Source organism: Streptomyces sp. NBC_00568 (genome assembly GCF_026341855.1).
Taxonomy (GTDB): domain Bacteria; phylum Actinomycetota; class Actinomycetes; order Streptomycetales; family Streptomycetaceae; genus Streptomyces.
This window is the reverse complement of record NZ_JAPENW010000001.1, coordinates 3327983-3351359: the sequence shown is the minus strand read 5'-3', so window position 1 is coordinate 3351359 and position 23377 is coordinate 3327983. Positions and strand designations below refer to the sequence as shown.

Annotated in this window: 11 protein-coding genes and 3 rRNA genes; 5 read left to right on the top strand and 9 right to left on the bottom strand. The window is 68.5% G+C overall.

The window, feature by feature from the left end:
* Complete coding sequence (locus tag OOK38_RS14585; RefSeq protein ID WP_266760264.1) at positions 1 to 1584, top strand: type IV secretory system conjugative DNA transfer family protein; 1584 nt, start codon at positions 1 to 3, stop codon at positions 1582 to 1584.
* A 61-nt stretch (positions 1585 to 1645) separates the two neighbouring features.
* Here the strand turns inward: OOK38_RS14585 and OOK38_RS14580 are convergent, their stop codons facing one another.
* Entirely contained in the window at positions 1646 to 2197 is a 552-nt protein-coding gene (locus OOK38_RS14580) for a GNAT family N-acetyltransferase (protein ID WP_266760265.1), read from the bottom strand.
* Between the two features lie 151 nt (positions 2198 to 2348).
* Between OOK38_RS14580 and OOK38_RS14575 the strand changes: the two genes are divergently transcribed.
* Complete coding sequence (locus tag OOK38_RS14575; protein WP_266760267.1) at positions 2349 to 3110, top strand: CDP-alcohol phosphatidyltransferase family protein; 762 nt, start codon at positions 2349 to 2351, stop codon at positions 3108 to 3110.
* Positions 3111 to 3391: 281 nt separating this feature from the next.
* Here the strand turns inward: OOK38_RS14575 and rrf are convergent.
* The 4 genes from rrf to OOK38_RS14555 all read right to left on the bottom strand — a co-directional run bounded on the left by rrf (position 3392) and on the right by OOK38_RS14555 (position 9759).
* Positions 3392 to 3508, bottom strand: a 5S ribosomal RNA gene (rrf, locus tag OOK38_RS14570).
* Between the two features lie 86 nt (positions 3509 to 3594).
* Positions 3595 to 6717: ribosomal RNA gene (locus OOK38_RS14565) — 23S ribosomal RNA — on the bottom strand.
* A gap of 311 nt (positions 6718 to 7028) precedes the next feature.
* Positions 7029 to 8554 (bottom strand): 16S ribosomal RNA (locus tag OOK38_RS14560).
* The 16S, 23S and 5S rRNA genes sit together here, the layout of an rRNA operon.
* Positions 8555 to 9210: 656 nt before the next feature.
* Positions 9211 to 9759, bottom strand: coding sequence for a MarR family winged helix-turn-helix transcriptional regulator (locus OOK38_RS14555; RefSeq protein ID WP_266760269.1), 549 nt, complete (start codon positions 9757 to 9759; stop codon positions 9211 to 9213).
* A gap of 185 nt (positions 9760 to 9944) precedes the next feature.
* Here OOK38_RS14555 and OOK38_RS14550 point away from each other — a divergent pair, with 185 nt between their 5' ends.
* Entirely contained in the window at positions 9945 to 11219 is a 1275-nt protein-coding gene (locus tag OOK38_RS14550; protein ID WP_266760271.1) for an MFS transporter, read from the top strand.
* A 107-nt stretch (positions 11220 to 11326) separates the two neighbouring features.
* Here the strand turns inward: OOK38_RS14550 and OOK38_RS14545 are convergent, their stop codons facing one another.
* From OOK38_RS14545 to OOK38_RS14535, 3 genes are all read right to left on the bottom strand, one after another.
* Positions 11327 to 12142, bottom strand: a complete 816-nt coding sequence (locus OOK38_RS14545; protein ID WP_266760273.1) for a class I SAM-dependent methyltransferase — start codon at positions 12140 to 12142, stop codon at positions 11327 to 11329.
* A gap of 460 nt (positions 12143 to 12602) precedes the next feature.
* Complete coding sequence (locus tag OOK38_RS14540; RefSeq protein WP_266760274.1) at positions 12603 to 14270, bottom strand: SpoIIE family protein phosphatase; 1668 nt, start codon at positions 14268 to 14270, stop codon at positions 12603 to 12605.
* A 130-nt stretch (positions 14271 to 14400) separates the two neighbouring features.
* Positions 14401 to 15765, bottom strand: a complete 1365-nt coding sequence (locus OOK38_RS14535) for an NAD(P)/FAD-dependent oxidoreductase (RefSeq protein ID WP_266848480.1) — start codon at positions 15763 to 15765, stop codon at positions 14401 to 14403.
* A gap of 373 nt (positions 15766 to 16138) precedes the next feature.
* On the opposite strand from OOK38_RS14535, the gene OOK38_RS14530 reads away from it, so the two are divergent.
* Together OOK38_RS14530 and OOK38_RS14525 are read left to right on the top strand one after the other, a co-directional pair.
* Positions 16139 to 16918, top strand: a complete 780-nt coding sequence (locus tag OOK38_RS14530; RefSeq protein ID WP_266760277.1) for a TetR/AcrR family transcriptional regulator — start codon at positions 16139 to 16141, stop codon at positions 16916 to 16918.
* Positions 16919 to 17275: 357 nt separating this feature from the next.
* Complete coding sequence (locus OOK38_RS14525; RefSeq protein ID WP_266848478.1) at positions 17276 to 19348, top strand: sigma-70 family RNA polymerase sigma factor; 2073 nt, start codon at positions 17276 to 17278, stop codon at positions 19346 to 19348.
* 10 nt (positions 19349 to 19358) lie between these two features.
* Here OOK38_RS14525 and OOK38_RS14520 read toward each other — a convergent pair whose 3' ends face one another.
* Positions 19359 to 23018: a BTAD domain-containing putative transcriptional regulator gene (locus OOK38_RS14520; RefSeq protein WP_266760281.1), complete on the bottom strand. Its 3660-nt coding sequence runs from the start codon at positions 23016 to 23018 to the stop codon at positions 19359 to 19361.
* Between the last annotated feature and the right edge of the window lie 359 nt (positions 23019 to 23377).

Here is a 23377-nt window from a genome sequence, read left to right as displayed (position 1 = left end):
ATGAGACAGGACGACCGGCACGACCCCCGGCGCGAGGCAGCGGGCGGCATCCCCGACGGCCTGCTGATCGGGGTGCTGGGCTTCCTCCTCGGCATGACGCTGATGGTGTGGACGGCGACGGGCCTCGCGGGCTGGTTCTCCCGCGGCGCCTGGCCGGACGCGATCACCTTCGCCCGTACGCCACTGGCCATGCGGCACCTGATCGGCGCGCCGCACGACATCCCCGGCGCCTGGCCCGACACCCCCGCCGCGCAGCTGTCCGGCTACGGCCTCTTCTGGGGCCTGTTCATCGGCCAGCTGATGGTGCTGCTGGTCCTCACGGTGTTCGTGATGGGGACGGTGGCACGCTGGCGGGCGGGACGGACCCGAAGACGGGCACAGGCCGCCGCGGCCGCGGACGCCCCCGGCCCGCTGGTCCCGCCGGCCAGGACGGAACAACGGCCCACCGCGAGGCAGCCGATGCCGGCGCAGCCCCTGGAAGCCGCTTACACGGCGGCGGAGGGCGAGCGAGCGGGCGAGCGGGCACACGAACGTACCGGCGAACGTACGGGCGAACGTCAGGGCGGCTGGGAGGCCGCCCCCACCGAAGCACCGGACCCCGGCCCCGCAGCGGCGGCCCAACCCACGGCGGCAGCCCAGCCGAAGCCCACGTGGACGTCCGCCCGCGCCGTCGTCCTCGCCCCCGCCGAGACCCGCCACCCCACCGCGGCCCAGGCCGTACGCGACGCCGAGGGCCCCGTCCTCGTCATCACCTCCGACCCCCGCACCTGGTCGGAGACCAAGGACGCCCGCACCAAACTGGGTCCCGTCCTCCTCTACGACCCGGCCCACCTCTGCGACACCCCGGCCCGGCTCCACTGGTCCCCCGCGGGGGGCTGCGAGGACAAGGAGACGGCGGCTGCCAGGGCTGCCGCGCTCCTCGCCCCGGTACGCCCCACCGCCAAGGCGGACCAGGCGATGGTCGATGTGGCGGAAACGCTCATGCGCAGCTATCTGCACGCCGCCGCCGTGGAGGGCAAGACCTTCCGCCATGTCCACCGCTGGGCCCAGGGCTCCCAGGTGCAGGACGCCGTACGGGCCCTGCGGACGAATCCCAAGGCCGCGTCCGGCGCCGCCGGCGAGCTGGAGGCCGCCCTCATCTCGCACCCCGAACGCCGGGACATCGCCCAGGAGCTGACGGCGCGTGCGCTTTCGTCGTTCGGCACGGTCAACATCCGCGAGTCCTGCGCTCCGAACCGAACTGACAGCCTCGCCTTGGATTCCTTCGTCAACGAAGGGGGCACGCTTTATGTGGTCGGCGAACCCATCGAGGACCCCAAGGCGAACCCCGGCGCCATGCCGCTCCTCACGGCTCTCGCCTCAAGCGTGGTCGAGCGTGGCCGGCGCATGGCCGAACGGTCATCCTCCGGTCGCCTCGACCCACCACTCACGCTCGTCCTGGACGACGTCGCGGCGGTCGCTCCGCTCCCCCAGCTCCCGGACCTCCTGACCACGGGACCGGCCCGCGGCCTGCCGACCCTGGCGCTCCTCCGCTCCCGCGAGCAACTCCGGTCGCGCTGGCCGCAGTACGAGCTTCCGGTCTGACACCGGGCCCGACGCCGCCCGCACCCGGACCGACCGAGGAAGCCGCTCTCCGCGGGCCGCCCTACCCCCGAGTGATCACGAACTCCAGCTCCAACTCCCCGGTGTCCCCGGGCATCGGGGCGGTCTCTCCGGTGGGTACGAAACCCGCCTTCCGGTAGAACGCCTCGGCGCGGCCGTTCCTCTCGTGCACGAAGAGCCGCACACGGTCGAGCCCGATCCCCCAGGACCACGCGAGAGCGGCGTCGAAGAGCGCCCGGGTCACCCCGGCCTCGCTCCCCCGGTACTCGGGCCGCACGAACACCCCCACCAGATGGCCCTGGTTCAGCTCGGCCACCTTCCCGAACGGATCGCGCTCCCCGGCCTTCTCGACCAGCACGGTCACGGACCCGGCCCACACCCCGTCCTCGGCCACGGCCACGATCTGCTGCCGCTCGGTGACACCGACGGCCGCTCCGGCCGTCCGGTCCTGCCAGAAGGCATCGGACTTGGCCGCCGCCTCCTCATGCGTTTCGAGGAACGCGAGATGCGCGACGGGGTCCCGCAGGGCGTCGAGTCTGAGCTCCTTCACCTGACGCCACTCGTCGGGACGTATGGAACGGATCACCTGGGTCATGGGGATCACCGTAGTACGCGCGTACGACCGGGCTCACCTGATATCCACCCTGCCGAACACCGCCGTCCGGACCCCCGTCATGCTCTTCCCTGTACGACATCGCCAACCGACCGACCCGGTCACATGCCAGCTCGCCAGGGAGAAACGCCGCATGCCCAAGGTTCAACTAGAGGAACTCCGCACCGTCATTCACCCCACGGGCAAGCTGGACAGCAGGGCCGAACACTGGGCCGGCCGCCTCTACATGAGGTCCCTCTCCCTCCGCGTGACCCGCCACCTCGTCGACACCCGCATCTCGCCGAACCAGATCACCGTGATCATGGTCTTCGCGGGAGTGCTCTCCGGAGTCGCCCTGATCCTGCCGGGCCTCGGCGGTGCCGTACTCTCCGTCCTCTTCATGCAGCTGTACCTGCTGCTCGACTGCGTCGACGGCGAAGTGGCCCGCTGGCGCCGCCAGTTCAGCCCGCTCGGCGTCTACCTGGACCGCCTCGGCGCCTACCTCGCCGACGCGGCCGTGATGGTCGGCATGGGCATCCGCGCCGCCCAACTCGGCCTCGACCTCTATCTGGTGGCCGGCCTGGCCGCGGCCATCGGCGTCCTGCTCCTGAAGTCGTCCTCCGACCTCGTCCACGTGGCCCGCTCCGACAGCGGCATGCAGAAGGCGACCGACGCGTCCGTCGTCCCGCGCTCCAGCGGACTCGCCCAGATCCGCCGGCTCGCCTCGGCCGTCGGCCTCCACCGCCTGGTCAACGGCATCGAGTGCACCATCCTGCTGCTCGTCACCGCGGTCATCGACCTGGCCCTCGGCGACCTGACCGCCACCCGGATCGTGACCGTCGCGGTGACGGCGATCGTGTGGCTGCTCGTACCTGCCCACATCGTCTCGATCGTCGCGTCGTCCCGCCTGAAGTAACCGCACCACGAGAAAGGGGGCGGTCTCCACGAGGAGACCGCCCCCTTTCTCATATCCCTACGAACGGTCCGCTTGAGGTCCGTCGTATCTCTGCGCCCCGGGCCCTCGGAGTCCGTCATACCTCGACCCCGGCCCCTTGAGGTCCGCCATATCCCCACACCTCGGCCCTTTGGGGTCCGTCATATCCCCACGCCTCGGCCTTTGGGGTTCCGGAAAAGGGACCCTAAACGCAGAAAACCCCCGCCACCGGTTTCCCGGTACGGGGGTTTTCTTCAAAATTTGTTCGGCGGCGTCCTACTCTCCCACAGGGTCCCCCCTGCAGTACCATCGGCGCTGTGAGGCTTAGCTTCCGGGTTCGGAATGTAACCGGGCGTTTCCCTCACGCTATGACCACCGAAACACTATGAAACTGTCAACCGGAGCCGTGGCATAGCTACGACGGTTGTTCGTGGTTTCAGAACCAACACAGTGGACGCGAGCAACTGAGGACAAGCCCTCGGCCTATTAGTACCAGTCACCTCCAGCGGTTGCCCGCCTTCCAGATCTGGCCTATCAACCCAGTCGTCTACTGGGAGCCTTAACCCCTCAAGGGGGTGGGAATACTCATCTCGAAGCAGGCTTCCCGCTTAGATGCTTTCAGCGGTTATCCCTCCCGAACGTAGCCAACCAGCCATGCCCTTGGCAGGACAACTGGCACACCAGAGGTTCGTCCGTCCCGGTCCTCTCGTACTAGGGACAGCCCTTCTCAATATTCCTACGCGCACAGCGGATAGGGACCGAACTGTCTCACGACGTTCTAAACCCAGCTCGCGTACCGCTTTAATGGGCGAACAGCCCAACCCTTGGGACCGACTCCAGCCCCAGGATGCGACGAGCCGACATCGAGGTGCCAAACCATCCCGTCGATATGGACTCTTGGGGAAGATCAGCCTGTTATCCCCGGGGTACCTTTTATCCGTTGAGCGACGGCGCTTCCACAAGCCACCGCCGGATCACTAGTCCCGACTTTCGTCCCTGCTCGACCCGTCGGTCTCACAGTCAAGCTCCCTTGTGCACTTACACTCAACACCTGATTACCAACCAGGCTGAGGGAACCTTTGGGCGCCTCCGTTACTCTTTAGGAGGCAACCGCCCCAGTTAAACTACCCATCAGACACTGTCCCTGATCCGGATCACGGACCCAGGTTAGACATCCAGCACGACCAGAGTGGTATTTCAACGGCGACTCCACCATGGCTGGCGCCATGACTTCAAAGTCTCCCACCTATCCTACACAAGCCGAACCGAACACCAATATCAAACTGTAGTAAAGGTCCCGGGGTCTTTCCGTCCTGCTGCGCGAAACGAGCATCTTTACTCGTAGTGCAATTTCACCGGGCCTATGGTTGAGACAGTCGAGAAGTCGTTACGCCATTCGTGCAGGTCGGAACTTACCCGACAAGGAATTTCGCTACCTTAGGATGGTTATAGTTACCACCGCCGTTTACTGGCGCTTAAGTTCTCAGCTTCGCCACCCCGAAGAGTGACTAACCGGTCCCCTTAACGTTCCAGCACCGGGCAGGCGTCAGTCCGTATACATCGCCTTACGGCTTCGCACGGACCTGTGTTTTTAGTAAACAGTCGCTTCTCGCTGGTCTCTGCGGCCACCCCCAGCTCACCGAGTAAATCGGATCACCAGTGATGGCCCCCCTTCTCCCGAAGTTACGGGGGCATTTTGCCGAGTTCCTTAACCATAGTTCACCCGAACGCCTCGGTATTCTCTACCTGACCACCTGAGTCGGTTTAGGGTACGGGCCGCCATGAAACTCGCTAGAGGCTTTTCTCGACAGCATAGGATCATCCACTTCACCACAATCGGCTCGGCATCAGGTCTCAGCCTTGATGTGTGACGGATTTGCCTATCACACGGCCTACACCCTTACCCCGGGACAACCACCGCCCGGGATGGACTACCTTCCTGCGTCACCCCATCACTCACCTACTGCAGGTCTGGTCCGTCGGCTCCACCACTCCCCTTTGCCCGAAGGCTCCGGGGCGGCTTCACGGACTTAGCATCGCCTGGTTCAATGTTTGACGCTTCACAGCGGGTACCGGAATATCAACCGGTTATCCATCGACTACGCCTGTCGGCCTCGCCTTAGGTCCCGACTTACCCTGGGCAGATCAGCTTGACCCAGGAACCCTTAGTCAATCGGCGCACACGTTTCTCACGTGTGTATCGCTACTCATGCCTGCATTCTCACTCGTGAACCGTCCACCACTGCCTTCCGGCGCGGCTTCACCCGGCACACGACGCTCCCCTACCCATCACAGCGGGCGTTGGCCCTATTGCTGCAATGACACGACTTCGGCGGTACGCTTGAGCCCCGCTACATTGTCGGCGCGGAATCACTAGACCAGTGAGCTATTACGCACTCTTTCAAGGGTGGCTGCTTCTAAGCCAACCTCCTGGTTGTCTGTGCGACTCCACATCCTTTCCCACTTAGCGTACGCTTAGGGGCCTTAGTCGATGCTCTGGGCTGTTTCCCTCTCGACCATGGAGCTTATCCCCCACAGTCTCACTGCCGCGCTCTCACTTACCGGCATTCGGAGTTTGGCTAAGGTCAGTAACCCGGTAGGGCCCATCGCCTATCCAGTGCTCTACCTCCGGCAAGAAACACACGACGCTGCACCTAAATGCATTTCGGGGAGAACCAGCTATCACGGAGTTTGATTGGCCTTTCACCCCTAACCACAGGTCATCCCCCAGGTTTTCAACCCTGGTGGGTTCGGTCCTCCACGACCTCTTACAGCCGCTTCAACCTGCCCATGGCTAGATCACTCCGCTTCGGGTCTTGAGCGCGCTACTGAATCGCCCTATTCGGACTCGCTTTCGCTACGGCTTCCCCACACGGGTTAACCTCGCAACGCACCGCAAACTCGCAGGCTCATTCTTCAAAAGGCACGCAGTCACGACGCACTGAGTAAACTCAATGCGCGACGCTCCCACGGCTTGTAGGCACACGGTTTCAGGTACTATTTCACTCCGCTCCCGCGGTACTTTTCACCATTCCCTCACGGTACTATCCGCTATCGGTCACCAGGGAATATTTAGGCTTAGCGGGTGGTCCCGCCAGATTCACACGGGATTTCTCGGGCCCCGTGCTACTTGGGTGTCTCTCAAACGAGCCGTTGATGTTTCGACTACGGGGGTCTTACCCTCTACGCCGGACCTTTCGCATGTCCTTCGCCTACATCAACGGTTTCTGACTCGCCTCACAGCCGGCAGACTGTGAAAGAGAGATCCCACAACCCCTTGCATGCAACCCCTGCCGGGTCTCACACATACAAGGTTTGGCCTCATCCGGTTTCGCTCGCCACTACTCCCGGAATCACGGTTGTTTTCTCTTCCTGCGGGTACTGAGATGTTTCACTTCCCCGCGTTCCCTCCACTTGCCCTATGTGTTCAGGCAAGGGTGACAGCCCATGACGACTGCCGGGTTTCCCCATTCGGAAACCCCCGGATCAAAGCCTGGTTGACGGCTCCCCGGGGACTATCGTGGCCTCCCACGTCCTTCATCGGTTCCTGGTGCCAAGGCATCCACCGTGCGCCCTTAAAAACTTGGCCACAGATGCTCGCGTCCACTGTGCAGTTCTCAAACAACGACCAACCACCCATCACCCTGCCCTGAGGCAAGTTCACTGGGGCCGGCACTGAAGGCAGCCTCTCGGCCGTACCTTCAGACACCCAACAGCGTGCCCGACACCCTTACCGCTTCCCTCATTCTTTCCACGCCCCGAAGAGCAGTACTGGAAGGAGAAGACAGTCAAGAGTGCCGAATAATCAACGTTCCACCCATGAGCAACCACCGTCGAACGTGTGCCGACGTAATGGCCCTGGACCACCAGGCAATGCCTGGCGGCCTAGATGCTCCTTAGAAAGGAGGTGATCCAGCCGCACCTTCCGGTACGGCTACCTTGTTACGACTTCGTCCCAATCGCCAGTCCCACCTTCGACAGCTCCCTCCCACAAGGGGTTGGGCCACCGGCTTCGGGTGTTACCGACTTTCGTGACGTGACGGGCGGTGTGTACAAGGCCCGGGAACGTATTCACCGCAGCAATGCTGATCTGCGATTACTAGCAACTCCGACTTCATGGGGTCGAGTTGCAGACCCCAATCCGAACTGAGACAGGCTTTTTGAGATTCGCTCCGCCTCACGGCTTCGCAGCTCTTTGTACCTGCCATTGTAGCACGTGTGCAGCCCAAGACATAAGGGGCATGATGACTTGACGTCGTCCCCACCTTCCTCCGAGTTGACCCCGGCAGTCTCCTGTGAGTCCCCATCACCCCGAAGGGCATGCTGGCAACACAGAACAAGGGTTGCGCTCGTTGCGGGACTTAACCCAACATCTCACGACACGAGCTGACGACAGCCATGCACCACCTGTACACCGACCACAAGGGGGGCACTATCTCTAATGCTTTCCGGTGTATGTCAAGCCTTGGTAAGGTTCTTCGCGTTGCGTCGAATTAAGCCACATGCTCCGCTGCTTGTGCGGGCCCCCGTCAATTCCTTTGAGTTTTAGCCTTGCGGCCGTACTCCCCAGGCGGGGAACTTAATGCGTTAGCTGCGGCACCGACGACGTGGAATGTCGCCAACACCTAGTTCCCACCGTTTACGGCGTGGACTACCAGGGTATCTAATCCTGTTCGCTCCCCACGCTTTCGCTCCTCAGCGTCAGTAATGGCCCAGAGATCCGCCTTCGCCACCGGTGTTCCTCCTGATATCTGCGCATTTCACCGCTACACCAGGAATTCCGATCTCCCCTACCACACTCTAGCCTGCCCGTATCGACTGCAGACCCGGGGTTAAGCCCCGGGCTTTCACAACCGACGTGACAAGCCGCCTACGAGCTCTTTACGCCCAATAATTCCGGACAACGCTTGCGCCCTACGTATTACCGCGGCTGCTGGCACGTAGTTAGCCGGCGCTTCTTCTGCAGGTACCGTCACTTTCGCTTCTTCCCTGCTGAAAGAGGTTTACAACCCGAAGGCCGTCATCCCTCACGCGGCGTCGCTGCATCAGGCTTTCGCCCATTGTGCAATATTCCCCACTGCTGCCTCCCGTAGGAGTCTGGGCCGTGTCTCAGTCCCAGTGTGGCCGGTCGCCCTCTCAGGCCGGCTACCCGTCGTCGCCTTGGTGAGCCACTACCTCACCAACAAGCTGATAGGCCGCGGGCTCATCCTTCACCGCCGGAGCTTTTAACCCCCGCCCATGCAGGCAGGAGTATTATCCGGTATTAGACCCCGTTTCCAGGGCTTGTCCCAGAGTGAAGGGCAGATTGCCCACGTGTTACTCACCCGTTCGCCACTAATCCACCCCGAAGGGCTTCATCGTTCGACTTGCATGTGTTAAGCACGCCGCCAGCGTTCGTCCTGAGCCAGGATCAAACTCTCCGTGAATGTTTACCGGTAATCCGGTGGAACATCACGAGAGCGGAACAACCGGTCGGAATAGGACCGGTCGTTCACAGCGTCCTCGCTGATGCGCCTACCAGGCAGTGCCCGGCAGGACTTTTTCAAAGGAACCTCGTCCCGACCGATCGGCCGGAGACGGGGTATCAACATATCTGGCGTTGATTTTTGGCACGCTGTTGAGTTCTCAAGGAACGGACGCTTCCTTTGTACTCACCCTCTCGGGCTTTCCTCCGGGCGCTTCCCTTCGGTCTTGCGTTTCCGACTCTATCAGACCGTTTCCGTATCCGATTTCCTCGGTGCTTTCCAGGTTCCCGCTTCCGCGTTTCCCTTTCCGGCGAGTCCGACTCTATCAGATCCTTTCGGGCCTGACTCCCAGTCAGCGGGGCTTGTCTTCGCGGCTGTTGGGCCGTTCCGACGTCTCAAACTTTAGCGGATCTTCTCGGCAGTTCCTAATCGGGCCGCCGCGCCCAAATCGAATTGAATTCGGGCACGCCGAATTCGCCCCGGTTGGGAGATCGTGCTGGTGGTTTGAGTGCCGCATCAGCGGCGGAGGTGCTGTCGCAGAACCGTTACGGCCCCGTGGCAACTCGAAGAACCTTACGGATCCGCCAGGGCAGTGTCAACCTCCCCTGTCAAGATCTTTAATCGAGGTCGCTGAGCCGACCGCCGGCGTCCGGCTGGGCGTCCTCCACCCGTCGCAGAAGACGGGTCAGGACCTCGCCCAGGACACTCCGGTCCTCGGCGGACAGATCCTGGAGCAGGTCCTCCTCGAAGACCGTGGCGAGACGCATCGCCTCGAGCCACTTCTCGCGGCCCTCGTCCGTCAGCTCGACGATCACGCGCACACGGTTGGACTCGTCGCGCTCCCGGGTGACCAGCCCCTCCGCGACCATGCGGTCGATGCGGTGGGTCATGGCGGCCGGGGTGAGGCCGAGGCGCTTGGCGAGTTCGCTCGGGCCTAGGCGGTACGGGGCACCGGCCAGGACGAGCGCCTTCAGGACCTCCCACTCGGCGTTGCTGATGCCGAGCGCGGCGGTCTGGCGGCCGTAGGCGACGTTCATCCGCCGGTTCAGGCGGGACAGCGCCGAGACGATCTTCTCGACCTGGGGATCGAGGTCCTGGAACTCGCGCTGGTATGCGGCGATCTGTTCTTCGAGTGTCGGCTCACTGACGCCGGGGGTGTCGCCCATGGCCCGAGTATCGCATGACGCAGCTTGGCGTCGAAGTCCTTCGAGGTGTACAGTTCAAGTTCGAACTTTAGCTTCGAAGTCTTCAGGTCTGCATCCATGCACGGGGAACGTGTCGCGAACACGGCGCCGGGCGCGGGCGGACCGCCACGGCTTCACGACCAAGGCAGGTGAAAGTGACCAGGGCGATGGGCGCAGCGATGCGCCGGATCCACGTGGGCAACGCACTCAGTGCGTTCGGGCTCGGCTTTACCGTCCCCTTCCTCTACGTCTATGTGGCGCAGGTGCGGGGACTCGGCTCCATGACGGCGGGCGTCGTGCTCGCCGTCTTCGCCGTGGCCGCTCTCGTCGTGCTGCCGTTCGCCGGGCGGGCGATCGTCCGGCGGGGCCCGCTGCCGGTTCTGCTCACCGCCCTCGTCACCGCCGCGCTCGGGGCACTGAGCCTCGGGCTGGCGAACAGCGCGACGACCGTGGTCCTGTCGGCGGCGGCGCTCGGTGCCGGCCAGGCCGTGATGCAGCCGTCGCTCGCGACGATGATCGTGGACTGCTCCACGGCGGACACCCGCTCGCGCGCCTTCGCGACGCAGTTCTTCCTGCAGAACCTGGGCCTCGGTGTCGGCGGTCTCATCGGCGGTCACATCGTCGACCCGAACCGGGCGAGCTCGTTCACGCTGCTGTTCGCGATCGAGGCCGCGATGTTCCTGGTGCTGGTCGTGCTGATGGCGACCGTGCGGATGCCGCACGCGCCGCGGATCGACGGGGACACCCCGCAGGCCAGGGGTGGCAGCTGGAAGCAGCTCCTCGGCAACCGGGCCATGGTGCAGCTGTCCGTGCTGGGCTTCGTGCTGTTCTTCGCCTGCTACGGGCAGTTCGAGTCGGGTCTTTCCGCGTACGGCGTGGAGGCGGCCGGTATCTCCACGTCCGCGCTCGGTACGGCGATGGCGGCGAACACGGCGATGATCGTGGTCGCGCAGTTCGCGGTGCTGAAGTTCGTCGAGCGCCGCAAGCGGTCCCGGGTGATCGCCGCGGTCGGGCTCATCTGGGCCGTCGCGTGGGTGGCGGCCGGGTACGCGGGCCTCGGGCACGGCAGCCAGACCATGGCCACGGCGGCCTTCGTCTCGACGTACGCGCTCTTCGGTCTCGGTGAGGCGATGCTCTCGCCGACGGTGGCGCCCCTGGTCGCCGATCTGGCGCCGACGGGCATGGCGGGTCAGTACAACTCCGCCTTCGCCCTGGTGAAGCAGCTCGCGCTGGCGATCGGCCCCGCGGTGGGCGGTCCGATGGGCGCGTCACTGCACGGCCCGTACATCGCGACGTTCCTTCTCTTCTCGCTCGGGATCACCTTCCTGGCCGTGCGGCTCGGGCGGCAGCTCACCCCCGTACAGAATCAGCCGTCGCTCGCGAGGAGCCGGGTGGTCGCGCAGGGCGGGGCTCCGGCGGAACAGGTGCCGGCGAGCGCCTGACAGCCGGGCCCAAGCTGAAGGCCTGGCGCAGGACGCGGACCAACGGACGACGGCCGCCATCACGTTGCGACGTGGTGGCGGCCGTTTCGTGCGGGCGGTCGCGGGTCTCAGCGGACGCCGGTCAGCAGGTTGGCGGTGAAGGGGAGGGTCGCGCTGCCGTCGGGGGCGGTGTGGTCGGCGAGGCGGCTGTGGATGGCCCGGCCCGCGCGAAGAAGGGCGTCCTCGCCCGCGGTGTCGACGATCGCCTGTCCCCAGGATGTGGACGAGAGCTGGCCGGGAGCGTAGGCGGCGAGGGGCGGGAAGGCGATGCCGAAGCCGACCTGGTGGACGGCGACGTCGTGGAAGCCGGCGCCTCGCAGCGCGGCGGAGAGTCGCTCGGGGGTGCCGGAGAAGGCTCCCTCGTAGTCCGCGGCGACCTCGGGGCCGCCGTACTCGGCGACGGCCTCGTACTGGGCGACGAAGTACGGGATCGATTCCCGGGCGGCCCAGGCGGAAGCGGCGAAGCGGCCGCCGGGGCGGGTCACGCGGGCCGTCTCGGCGAAGGCGGCGTCCAGGTCGGGGAAGAACTGGACGCCCTGCTGGCAGACGACCGCGTCGAAGGCCGCGTCCTCATAGGGGAGCTTGTCCGCGGGGGCGACGGTGAACTCGATGTCCGGATACATACGGGGCGCGTGTTCTCCGGCCACTCTGATCATGCCCGGGTTGACGTCCGCTCCCGAGACCCGGCCCGCTGGGCCGACCCGGGCCGCCGCCGCGCGGGCCGCGAAGCCGGTGCCGCAGGCCAGGTCGAGCACCTTGGCGCCGGGGAACAGGTCGACCGCGTCCAGGATCGCGTCCACGAAGGGCGTCATGAACGGCGCGGCGTACCGCTCGTAGCGCTCGGGGGCACTTCCTTTGAGCTGAAAGCCCGATTCGTCTGCCATGGGGAGCTCTTAGCACCGGGCGGCCCGCTCGGCCAGAGGACGCGCGGAGTGCGTCCGGAAGTGGGATGCCGGGGATGCGGCCGGAGGAAGGACTCACGGGACGCGGCCGGAGGAAGCGGGGGCCGGGCCACGCCCGAAGTCAGTCCTCCGGGTTCGCCCCCGGGTCACCACCGAATCCGGTCCCGGATTCGGCCCCGAGGTCACTACCGAATCCGGCCCCGGGTTCACTCCCGCCGGCCCCCGGGATCACCCCCGGATCCAGTCCCGGGATCACCCCCGGATTCGGCCCCGGGATCACCCCCGGATCCAGTCCCGGGATCACCCCCGGTCCAGTCCCGGGATCACCCCCGGTCCAGTCCCGGGATCACCCCCGGTCCAGTCCCGGGATCACCCCCGGATTCGGCCCCGGGATCACCCCGGGTTCCGTCCAGGATTCAGTCCCCGCGTCAGGCCCCCCGATTCAGCTCCCCGCGCGCGGGAGTGCGAACTCGCACCACACCGCCTTGCCGCCGCCCGGGGTGCGGCGGGAGCCCCAGCTGGAGGCGATCGTGGCCACGATCGCGATGCCGCGGCCCGCTTCGTCGGCGGGTTCGGCGCGGCGGCGGCGCGGGAGGTGGTCGTCTCCGTCGGTGACCTCGATGATCAGGCGGCGGTCGGTTCGGCGCAGCCGCAGCCGCATCGGCGGGGTGCCGTGCTGGAGCGAGTTGGCGACGAGTTCACTGGCGGCCAGGACACCGAGGTCGTGCAGATCGGCCGGGAACCGCCAGCTGGCCAGTACGCCGGAGGCGAAGGCACGCGCGCGTGGGGCCGCTTCCACGCCACCGAGCAGTTCCAGCGCGGCGTTGCGGAAGAGCTCGCCGTCGGGGCCCGTACGGGAAGGGTGCTGGAGAACCAGGACCGCGACGTCGTCGTCGTGGTCGGCGGTGACGCCGGCCGCGCGGACCAGGCGGTCGCAGATCACCTGGGGGGTGCCCGTGGCGCCGGCGAGGGCGCGCTCCAGGGACGCGATGCCCTCGTCGAGGTCCTCGTCGCGGCGCTCGACCAGACCGTCCGTGTAGAGGACCGCGGTGGAGCCGGGGCCGAGGGGCACCGAGCCGGAGGCGTGCAGCCAGCCGCCGGTGCCGAGCGGCGGCCCGGTCGGCTCGTCGGCACGGTGGATGGTGCCGTTCTCGTCGCGGACGAGGATGGGCAGGTGGCCGGCTGAGGCATACACCAGCCGGCCCTCGTTCGGGTCGTGGACGGCGTACACGCACGTGGCGATCTGGTTGGCGTCGATCTCGATGGCGAGGCCGTCGAGGAGCTGCAGGACCTCGTGCGGCGGCAGGTCGAGACGGGCGTACGCGCGGACGGCGGTGCGCAGCTGGCCCATCACGGCCGCCGCGCGGACCCCGCGGCCCATGACGTCGCCGATGACGAGCGCGGTGCGGCCGCCGCCGAGGGTGATGACGTCGTACCAGTCGCCGCCGACCGCCGCCTCCGTGCCGCCGGGCAGGTAGGTGGCGGCGATGCGCAGGTCGTCGGGCTCCTCCAACTCCTGCGGGAGCAGGGATCGCTGGAGGGTGACGGCGGTCTCGCGCTGGCGGCGCTCGCTGGCGCGCAGCCGCTCGGCGGCCTCCGCGTGATCGGTGACGTCGGTGGCGAAGACGAGTACGCCGCGGCCGTGGTCCTCCGGAGAGGTGTCGACGGGGGTGCAGGTGAAGGTGTAGGAGCGGCCGGTCGACACCTTGCGGGACTTGACGGTGCGGGGCTTGGCGCTGCGCAGGACCTGGTCGAGGAGCGGCAGCAGGCCGAGTTCGTCCAGTTCCGGCAGTGCCTCGCGCGCGGGCTCGCCGACGGGGCGGGTACCGAAGGCCGCCGTGTAGGCGTCGTTGACGTACGAGAGGCGGTGCTCGGGGCCGTGCACGAGCGCGACGAGCGCGGGGACGCGGTCGAGGACCGCGCGCACCGGCAGTTCGTCGACGGCGAGCCCGGGCGGCATGTCGTCGGTCAGCTGCTCGACGCGGGCCGCCGGCACGGAGCCTTCCCCGCGCCGGTCCGGGGCGGCCGTGTGCGCGGCCGTGTGCTCGGTCCGCGCTGCGGCGCGGCGCTGCGTTCCGGGGAGCCGGGCGCTCCAGCGCGTGAAGTTCACAGTGGGGAAAGCCTCGTGTTAGAAGGGCGAGCGGTTCACCCGCCCAAAGTCGTGGACCTGTCTGGCAGTCTGACCGACCGGGCCGACATCCTTCAGACGCCGTCCCTGCCCGTGGAGTTCCTCGGTCCGGTCAGGACGACCCCTTCGGGTCGGTAGGAGGCTTTCCCCCGGCCGCCAGTTCGAACTCCGCACGGGGGTGTTCGAGTGAACCGAGGGACACGATCTCCCGCTTGAAGAGACCCGCCAGGGTCCATTCGGCGAGTACACGGGCCTTGCGGTTGAAGGTCGGCACCCTGCTGAGGTGGTAGACGCGGTGCATGAACCAGGCAGGATAGCCCCTCAGCTTGCGCCCGTAGACGTGTGCGACTCCCTTGTGCAGTCCCAGGGACGCGACGGAACCGACGTATTTGTGCGAGTACGTCTCCAGGGGTTCGCCGCGCAGGGTGTGCGCGAGGTTGTCGCCGAGGACCTTCGCCTGGCGGACGGCGTGCTGGGCGTTGGGCGCGGTCTCCTTGCCGGGCTCCGCGGTCACGTCGGGAACAGCGGCGGCGTCTCCGGCGGCCCACGCGTGCGGGGCGCCGTCGATGGCGAGCTGGGGGGTGCACTTGAGCCGGCCGCGCTCGTTCAGGGGGAGGTCGGTCGCGGCGAGGATCGGGTGCGGTTTCACGCCGGCCGTCCACACGACGGTGCGCGTCGGGAAGCGCGCGCCGTCACTGAGGACGGCGACCCGGTCCGCGCAGCTGTTGAGGCGGGTCTCCAGGCGTACGTCGATGTTGCGGCGGCGGAGCTGGCTGACCGTGTACCGGCCCATCTCCTCGCCGACCTCGGGCAGGATCCGGTCCGAGGCCTCGACGAGGATCCACTTCATGTCCTCGGGCTTGACGTTGTGGTAGAACCGCGCGGCGTAGCGGGCCATGTCCTCGAGCTCGCCGAGCGCCTCGACACCGGCGTAGCCGCCGCCTACGAAGACGAAGGTCAGGGCGGCGTCGCGGATCGCGGGGTCGCGGGTGGAGGAGGCGATGTCCATCTGCTCGATGACGTGATTGCGCAGGCCGATGGCTTCCTCGACCGTCTTGAAGCCGATGGCGTACTCGGCGAGCCCGGGGATCGGCAGGGTGCGCGCGATCGAGCCGGGGGCGAGCACGAGTTCGTCGTAGGTGATCTGCTCCGCGCCCGCGCCCTCCTCCTCGGTGGCGAGGGTGGTGAGCGTCGCGGTGCGCTTGGCGTGGTCGATCGACTGGACCTCACCGATGATGATCCGGCACTGGCCGAGGACCCGGCGCAGCGGAACGACCACGTGACGCGGCGAGATCAAGCCCGCGGCGGCTTCGGGAAGGAACGGCTGATACGTCATATAAGGGTCGGGCGAGACGATCGTGATCTCGACCTCGCCCCTGTTCAGTTCGGGCTTCAACTGCCGCTGGAGGCGCAGAGCGGTGTACATCCCGACGTAGCCGCCGCCGACAATGAGAATGCGCGCACGTTCCTTCACCATCCCATGACGCACCCCTGTCCGGAGTTTGTCCACAGCCCCAGCAATTTGTGTGACCGCTCGCCGACAACGTGCAGGGTTGGCCGATTTGCCTGAGTTCAGAGAGAAAGCGCAGGTCAGGGTGGGCGAGGGGGGTACTCGGAGGGGGTGCAACCGGGACGTAACCGGCCCGTACTCCGATCGGGGGGCGCTCTGTGCGGAACCTGCCCCTTCTGAATTGACCCCCTCTCAACTATGTTCGTGTGACGACGGGGTGTAGGGGGATGCGCTCGGCGAGTCCGTACGACGGGCTCGTGCACAAGCTTGTTCCACACGCTCCGGCCATCAATGGCGGGGAGAGTCTCCGGGGGGAGACGTCATTACCGGGGGAACGCTTATGCACATTCAGGACTCTCATTGGTCTACCGCGTCCGCCATCGCACCTGGTGGTGCGATCGGCGCGGCGACGGGCGGCAACGGCCGCGGTCCGGCTGACGGATCGCGCACGACGCCGTTGCGCGTGGACGCACAGCGCAATCTGGAGCACGTACTGCGCGCGGCGCGCGAGGTCTTCGGCGAGCTGGGATACGGCGCGCCGATGGAAGACGTCGCACGCCGCGCGAGGGTCGGCGTCGGCACGGTGTACCGGCGCTTCCCGAGCAAGGACGTCCTGGTGCGCCGGATAGCCGAGGAAGAGACTTCCCGGCTGACCGACCAGGCTCGCGCCGCGCTCGGCCAGGAGGACGAACCGTGGTCGGCGCTCTCGCGCTTCCTGCGGACGTCGGTGGCCTCGGGTGCCGGACGGCTGCTGCCGCCGCAGGTGCTCCGGGTCGGCGTCGCGGAGGACGGAGCCGAGACGGACGGGGCACGGGTGCCGCAGCAGCGGTCCCAGCTCGCGCCCGAGCTGAGGCTCGTGGAGCAGCGGCCCGCGCGCGAGGACGAGCAGGTGATCGCGGCGGTGGACGACGCCGGCGCGGCGGCACTGCTCGAAGTGGTCGGCCGGCTGGTGGACCGGGCACGCGCGGCGGGCGAGCTGCGCGCCGATGTCACCGTGGCGGACGTGCTGCTGGTCATCGCGACGGCGGCGCCCTCGCTGCCGGACGCGGCCCAGCAGGCGGCGGCCTCGGCGCGGCTCCTGGACATCCTGCTGGAGGGCCTGCGCTCGCGTCCGGCCTGAACCGGACCGGGGGCAGCCTCGGCGCGGATGCGTTCCGGTCGCGGGGATGTTCCCGAGCACGAAGGTGTTCCCGGGCGCGAGTGCGCTGTCACTCGCGCACCGGGGACCTCGGTCGTCCTGCCGACCAGCGGTCATCCCGCCATTCCGCCATTCCGTCTTCCGTCATTCCGGACCAGAACGGCAACTCCCGAGCACAAGACGGTTGTTGACCATTCCCCGAACAGGTGACGGTTAGTACTCCCGAGCGATAAATCCCCTCGGACGAGTGGTTGGTCCGGACGAGGAGGTCCCGCTCGGGGAGCCTGTGGCACTCTGTCCCGGTATTCGGTCCGAGTGTGCAGGCGGGGGCTTTCCGCGATGAGCTTTGACGGGCGGGACGAGTCACTCGGTGACGGCGGCCCCGACGGCGGCACGGAAACCGGCGGCTCACCGTCGCGACAGGTGCCGAGCCAGGGCGGCCCGCACAGTGGAAGCCCTCACGGCAGCGGCCCGCACGGTGGAGGCCCGAAAGTCCCTCCGCCCGGCGCCCTGCCCGGCGACGCGCACACTGTCGGCAGCACCGATCCCTCCTCGGACACCGACGCGGCCGACCCCAGCGTGCCGTCGCAGCGCGACCGGTTCGACCGGCGCGACGGCAGCGTTCTGCCGCCCCCGGTGGATCTGCCGCTCCCGGTGGATCTGCCGCCCCCGGACGCCGGTCTGATCGAGCGGATGCGCTCGGGTGACGACACGGCGTACGAGGAGCTGTACCGCCGGCACGCAGAAGCCGTCCGGCGCTACGCCCGCACCTGCTGCCGTGACTCCCACACCGCCGACGACCTCACGGCCGAGGTGTTCGCCCGCATGCTCCAGGCCGTACGCGGCGGCAGCGGCCCCGAGCACGCCGTGCGCGCGTATCTCCTCACCACGGTCCGCCGGGTCGCCGCGAACTGGACGAAGACGGCCAAGCGGGAACAACTGGTCGACGATTTCGCGGTGTTCGCCGCGCAGGCCGCCCGCGGCTCCGAGGTCTCCGACGACGACACCCTCGACCTCGGCGCGGACGTGCGGGCGATGCACGAGGCCGAACAGTCCATGGCCATGCGGGCCTTCCGCTCGCTGCCGGAGCGCTGGCAGGCGGTCCTGTGGCACACCGAGGTCGAGGACGAGTCCCCGAGCGAGGTGGCCACGCTCTTCGGCCTCGACGCCAACGGCACCCGTGTGCTCGCCAGTCGCGCCCGCGAGGGCCTCAAACAGGCCTATCTCCAGGCGCACGTCAGCACCACGCTCACCATGGACGAGGAGTGCGCGCGCTACGCCGACCGGCTCGGCGCCTACGCGCGCGGCGGCCTGCGCACCCGGGCCGAACGGGGGCTGCGCAAGCACCTGGACGAATGCGCCAGGTGCCGCCTCGCCGCGGGGCAGATCAAGGAAGTCGCTGGCGGTATCCCCGCGGTCGTGCCGGTCGCGGTCATCGGCTGGTTCGGGGCCGCCGGGTACGCGAAGGCCGTCGCGTTCATCGCCGGTGGCGCCGGAGCGGGCGCGGCCGGAGCCGCGGGCGCGGCAGCCGCGGCGGGCGGCGGCTCGGGAGGGGCGAGCGCCGGAGGCGGCGCCGCGATCTCCGAGGGAATCGGCGCACCGGTCAAGGCCGGTATCGCGGCGGGTGTCGTCGCCGTGGCCGCGGCGGCCGTGGCACTCGCCCTGGTCGGCAACGACAGCCCCGCCCGGCACCCCGAGGCCGGACCGGCCGCCTCACCCGCCGTCGAAGCGCCGGTGCCGTCGCCGGAGCCGCCGAAGAAGGAGCCCGCGCCGAATCCGCCGGTGGTGGGCCACAGGCCGACACCCACCCCACCCCCCTCGCCGGCACCGAAGCCCACCCCGAAGCCGACGCCCAGGGCGACTCCGAACCCGCCCTCCCCGCCGAAACCGGCTCCGACCCCGACACCGGCCCCGAAGCCCACGCCTTCCCAGGCCGAGCCGAAGCCCCCGCCGGCCCCGACGCCTCCCGCGCCCGCCGTCTCCGTCTACCGGTGGAGCGAGCTGGAATACGACCTCGGCGGCGATCACACCGAGCCGGAGATGCGGCTGGGCGAGAGCAACTGGGTCTGGCAGCGCAACGAGATGAAGATCGCGGACACCCGGTACACGGACGGCGTGACCGTCCACGGCCAGTCCTCCGTCACCATCGACCTCAACCGCGGTTGCAGCGCGTACGACGCGATGGTCGGCGTCGACGACCTCACGATGGGCCTGGGCAGGATGCGGTTCTCCGTCTACGCGGACGGATCCCCCCTGTGGCAGTCACCGCTGATCGCGGGCGGTGACCGGGCGGTCCCCGTCCATGTGAACCTCACCGGCCACCGGACGATCCGGCTCGTCGTCGAACCCCGCACGCCGTTCGGCTCGGCGGCGCTCGGGGACTGGGCGGAGTCGAAGTTCCTGTGCCGGTGAACGCCGGCGCCTACTCGACGGGGTACTCCTCGAGCGCTTCGGCCAGGTCGCTCAGGGCCTCTTCCTTGCTGTAGCCGGAACCCCGGGCGTACTCGGACGCGTAGCGGGCGGGGCCGAGCGCCGCGAGGGCCTCGGCTTCGGTACGCCGGGCATCGGTGCTCTCCCGCGGGGGACGCGGGTCCCCTCCGCGCCAGCGGCTGCCGGCGGCCAGCAGCCGGGTCGCCACCGGGTGCGCCTCCAGCTCGGTGAGGAGACACGCCGCGACTTCGATGAGACCCGCCGCCACCACATCGGCGCACCGGTCGTCCACCGCCTCCCGCACGGCGGTGTTCAGCTTCCGCAGGCCCCGCGCCGGGCCGGACTCGGCGGCCGTGACAAGGGCGTCGACCCAGTTGAGTGCCGCGATGAACTGCGGCGGCGGGGTACCCCGGGCACTCTCCTCACGCGCCTTCTCGAACAGCTCGCGGGCGAGGCCGACCTCCCCGTCGTCCAGGACCACTTGGGCACGCAGCAGATGGACGAACGCCCGGGAGTCCATCACCCCGTACAGGTCGGCGGCGACGCTCGCCTCGTCCAGGGTGGCCAGGGCCCCGGTCCGGTCTCCCGCGCGGTAGGCGATCTCGGCCAGCCGCGCCATCAGGAAGGGCACCTCCGCGTACGCCCTCACCTCGTAGGCGAGCCGCAGCGCCTCCGCGTACTCGGCCTCCGCCTCGTCGAACCGGCTGCGCGCCATCGCCGCCTCTCCGGCCGCGCTGCACACCTGGGCCCGCATCCAGCGGTCGCCCACCCGCCGGCTGATCCCGCGCAGTTCCTCCAGGTCCTCGTCCACCCCGGGCATACCGCCCGGGGCGTCGACGACCATGTGCGTACGGAGCATCAGGGCGACGCCGACCTCCCATTCCCCGCCGTACTCACGGCAGTTGGCGACCGCCTCGTCCATCGCGGGCTGCGTGTCGCCCACGGCGCCCAGGAAGTGCGCGGCCAGCGGCCAGACGATCCCCGGCATACGCGCCGCGTCCGGACCGCCCTTCTCGAACGCGGCCCGCACCCGCGCGACGTACTCCGGCAGCCGACCCTCCCCCCACTCGTCCATCGGCACGACATCCACCTTCATGAACAGGTGGAACATGCGCAGCCGCATCCGCATGCCGTGCAGCGGATGCCGCTCGTCCCGCTCGGGGTGATCGAGGAAGAGGGCGACCGGATCGACGCCCGCGAACTCGGGGAAGAGGCCATCACCGGCGGCACTCTCCGCGTCGGCGACGGGCACCGCGGCACCAGCCGTGTCGGGCGGTCCGCTGCCACCGTGACGGCCGCCGCCCGCGTCACCGCCGGTCGCCGTCAGGCTTGCGGTCCCCGCGAGGCCACTGGTCGAGGTGTCGAGCGACGCGCCCAGCCTCAGAACGAGTTCCGTCCAGTCCGTGCCCTCGCGACGGAAGTTGCGCAGCCACCAGAACCAGCCCATGGCGAGGACCAGAGCACCCGCCTCTTCCTCGTCACGGGCGACGAATGTGCGGTGGAGGGCCGCCCGGATGTTGTCGAGCTCGGTCTCCAGACGCCGGATCCAGGGAAGTTGAGCGGCCGAGCGCAACTGGGGCTCGGCCTCCTCCACGAGGGCGCGCACCCACGCGCCGTGACGCCGCTCGGCAGCGGCACGCAGCTCCGGAACCTCGGCGGCGCGCTCGGTGGCGTACTCGTGGATGGTCTCCAGCATGCGATAGCGCATCCCCCCACCGACACCACCCGCACCGCTCCCCGAGCCCTCGGCTCCGGCGCCACCGCCACCGCCGACTCCTCCGCCGCCCCGGAGGTCCCGCCCGCCGCATTCACCTCCCTGTTCACCGCCGTGGCGATCACCGCCCGCACCATCCACGCGACCAGCACGGTCACCACCACCCGTGCCCTCCACGCCGCCCGTGCCGTCCATGGCATCCATGCCGTCCGGGGTGGCGACGACGAGGGACTTGTCGACGAGCGCGCCGATGAGGTCGGCCGCGGGACCGGTACACACGGCCTCCGCGGCCGCCAGGTCCCAGCCGCCCGCGAACACCGACGCCTCGCGCAGCACGGTCCGTTCCTGTTCGTCGAGCAGGTCCCAGGACCAGTCGACGACGGCGCGCAGGGTCTGCTGGCGGGGCAGCACCGTGCGGCTTCCGGAGGTGAGCAGCCGGAAGCGGTCGTCGAGCCGGTCGGCGATCTGGCGCGGGGTGAGCAGTCGCAACCGGGCGGCGGCGAGCTCGATGGCCAGGGGCAGGCCGTCCAGCCGTCGGCAGATCTCGTCCACGGCGTCGGAGTCGTGGGGCGCGGTGCCGGCATCGGGTCGCACGACCGAGGCCCGCTCCATGAAGAGGCGGTGCGCGGAATCGGGCAGGAGGGGCTCGACCGGGCGCACCAACTCGCCGGGGATGCCGAGGGGTTCACGACTGGTGGCGAGGATCGTGAGCCCTGGGCAGCGGGTCAGCAGCGTCTCGGCGAGTTCGGCGGCCGCGCCGATGACGTGCTCGCAGTTGTCAAGGATCAGGAGCTGGCTGCGCGGGGCGCAGTACTCGACGAGCAGGGCGACCGGGTCGTCCTGCGGAACCGCCATCTCGTTGGTGATCAGCACGGTCTCGCGCAGACCGAGGGCGCTGACCACCGCACCCGGGACCGCCTCGGGCCGGTCGAGCGGGGCCAGCTCGACCAGCCACGCCTGCGGAAGCCCGGCGGCGGCTTCCTCGGCGAGGCGGGTCTTTCCCGAACCACCCGGTCCGGTCAGCGTGACCAGGCGTGCCCTCTGCACATCCGAACGGATGGCCCCGATCTCGCGTTCCCGCCCCACGAACGAGTTCAGACGGGGACGAATGTTGCCGGTTCGCCGGGCACGGGAGGGTTCCCCGGACTCCAGGCCGGGGGCCGGACCGGAGGACATGGCGCCGTTCCTGGGGGACCGGGGTCCCTGCGGCCCGTGCGGGTCCCGCGGGTCCAGCAATGCGGCGTGCAGGGCCCGGAGTTCCGGCCCGGGATCCGCCCCGAGCCCGTCCTGCAGCCCGCGGCGCACGTCCTCGTACGCGGCCAGCGCGTCGGCACCGCGGCCGGCCTCGCGCAGGGCACGGATGAGCAGAACGTGCAGTGCCTCGTCGTACGGGTGGGCCGCCGTCAGCTCCTTCAACTCCGGTACGAGGTCGCCGGCGCGGCCGAGTCTCAGATCCGCCTCGACACGGCTGCGCGTCGCCTCCCGGCGCAGGGCCTCCGGGCGGGTCGCGGCGGTGCGGTCGGGGAGGTCCGCGAGGGCGGGGCCGCGCCACAGGGCGAGGGCTTCGCGCAGGCGGGTGGCAGCGGTGGGGGCGTCGCCGCGGTCGAGCGCGGACCTGCCCTCCGCGACGAGGCGCTCGAACACGAACAGGTCCACGTCGTCCTTGGCGGCGCGGAGCCGGTAGCCGCCGGCCTCCGAGGTGACCGCGTCCTTCCCGATGGCCCGGCGGAGGCGGCCGACCAGGGCCTGCAGCGCGGCCGGGGCGTCCTGGGGAGGGTCGTCCGCCCACACCTCGTCGATCAGGGTGTCCGGGGCGGTGGTGCGGGTGGGGTGACGGGCCAGGGCGGTGAGCAGCGCGCGTACCCGGGGGCCGCCCACGGTGATCAGGGCCCCCCGGTCGTTCTCCACCTGGGCAACCCCCAGAATCCTGTACCGCACACCCCCATTCTCACCGCCACCCCACCCCAGGTCACCGCTTCACCCCGGCAAGCCCGCCTGCACCCCCACCCATTTCCCCCAAGTCCCCCGGCACCGAGGCCCGGCAACAACCTTCTTTCGCCCCCTCCGCCCCTACCCGTCCCGTACCTGGGGCTCCGCCCCGGACCCCGCTCCTCGAACGCCGGAGGGGCTGGAACTTCCCGGGGCTGAAAAGGGGAAACGCACCCGCAGCCGAAAAGTGCACCAATGGGGCGAAGCCCAAGCCCCCACGCACCCGCAGCGGACATCGCACGGGAGGGGCCGTGCCGGTACATCCCTGATGTCCGTCGCTTACGTTCGGATCGAGCAGCGGCTCCCGT

Excerpts from the sequence above, each read along its gene's own strand:
- OOK38_RS14555 (WP_266760269.1), bottom strand. The coding sequence starts at position 9,759 with ATGGGCGACACCCCCGGCGTCAGTGAGCCGACACTCGAAGAACAGATC.
- OOK38_RS14550 (WP_266760271.1), top strand. The coding sequence starts at position 9,945 with ATGGGCGCAGCGATGCGCCGGATCCACGTGGGCAACGCACTCAGTGCG.
- OOK38_RS14525 (WP_266848478.1), top strand. The coding sequence starts at position 17,276 with ATGAGCTTTGACGGGCGGGACGAGTCACTCGGTGACGGCGGCCCCGAC.
- OOK38_RS14585 (WP_266760264.1), top strand. The coding sequence starts at position 1 with ATGAGACAGGACGACCGGCACGACCCCCGGCGCGAGGCAGCGGGCGGC.
- OOK38_RS14545 (WP_266760273.1), bottom strand. The coding sequence starts at position 12,142 with ATGGCAGACGAATCGGGCTTTCAGCTCAAAGGAAGTGCCCCCGAGCGC.
- OOK38_RS14530 (WP_266760277.1), top strand. The coding sequence starts at position 16,139 with ATGCACATTCAGGACTCTCATTGGTCTACCGCGTCCGCCATCGCACCT.
- OOK38_RS14575 (WP_266760267.1), top strand. The coding sequence starts at position 2,349 with ATGCCCAAGGTTCAACTAGAGGAACTCCGCACCGTCATTCACCCCACG.
- OOK38_RS14580 (WP_266760265.1), bottom strand. The coding sequence starts at position 2,197 with ATGACCCAGGTGATCCGTTCCATACGTCCCGACGAGTGGCGTCAGGTG.
- OOK38_RS14535 (WP_266848480.1), bottom strand. The coding sequence starts at position 15,765 with ATGGTGAAGGAACGTGCGCGCATTCTCATTGTCGGCGGCGGCTACGTC.